Origin of the sequence: Mesorhizobium sp. M7A.F.Ca.CA.003.01.2.1 (genome assembly GCF_003998945.1) — a bacterium.
Taxonomy (GTDB): Bacteria; Pseudomonadota; Alphaproteobacteria; order Rhizobiales; family Rhizobiaceae; genus Mesorhizobium; species Mesorhizobium ciceri.
In genome coordinates, this window is the sequence record NZ_RZRA01001376.1 from 1 (window position 1) to 992 (window position 992).

2 protein-coding genes are annotated in these 992 nt (G+C 65.2%); one reads left to right on the forward strand and one right to left on the reverse strand.

Annotation, left to right across the window (positions count from 1 at the left end):
• On the forward strand, positions 1 to 668 hold a 668-nt coding region (locus EN969_RS32775; RefSeq protein WP_127419819.1), incomplete at its 5' end, for a sugar-binding domain-containing protein.
• Here the strand turns inward: EN969_RS32775 and EN969_RS32780 are convergent.
• The coding region (locus EN969_RS32780) for a TIGR01459 family HAD-type hydrolase (protein WP_127419820.1) at positions 655 to 992 on the reverse strand (338 nt) is incomplete at its 5' end. The two genes, EN969_RS32775 and EN969_RS32780, sit on opposite strands and share 14 nt — an antisense overlap.

Sequence of the window (992 nt, forward strand, 5' to 3'; positions counted from 1 at the left end):
GTGCCAAAACCGGCAGCTTCCTGTCGGACACGATGAAGTCCGGCATGCGGGTCGGTGTCGGCTGGGGGCAGACGCTGTTCTCGAGCCTGCCTTTCATCAGCGCCAAGTCGCTCACCGACTTCAAGGTGATTTCGCTGCTTGGCGGTGTCGGCGTCGTGCGCCGGGTCAACCCAGCCGAGTTCGCCTGGCGCTTCGCTCAGATATTCCAGGGCGACGGCTATCTGATGCCGACACCAGCCGTGGTCGACAGCGTCGAGACCAAGATCGCCCTGATCGAGCGCTGCGGCCTGCAGGAGATTTTCGAAATGGCCGACGTGCTCGATGCCGTTCTGCTGAGCGTCGGCGGGATCGCCTCGGCCACCACCTTCTCTCGTGGTGGCTTCCTCAAGGAGGCGGATCGGGAGGCCCTGCTTGCGCGTGGCGCCGTGGGTGACCTCCTGTTCCATTTCTTCGACCGCAACGGCGATCTGGTCGACCACCCCGTCAACAGCCACGTGATGTCGGTGGATGTCGACCGTCTGCGCAAGGCACCGATCCGCATCCTCACCTCCGGTGGCGAGGAGAAAACCGAAGCGCTGCTCGGCGCCATGACCCTCATCGCCCCAACCATCCTGATCACCGACGAGGAGAGCGCGCGGCGCATGCTGGAAGCGGTCAGCGGAAGCTGAAGCTGTCCATGATGTAGTCCGGCCAGGCCTGCTGTTCGTCGAAAACAGCGGCGAGATCCGGTGTGTCCGCCAGTATTCCGCTCAGCACCAGCGCGGTGGCGATGCCGGTGCTGTTTCCCCCCGATATGTCGTGTTCGACGCTGTCGCCGACGCAGACCACGGTGCCACGGTCCGGCTCGCCGGCCAGCGCCAGCGCGGCGTCGAAAATCGCCGTGTCGGGCTTGCCGATGCGGGTAACGCTGCCGCCCAGGCTTTCGTAGAGATCGGCCAGCCGGCCGGCGCCGAAGCGAGGGCCAACGGCCGTCAGCATGATGATGTCGGGAT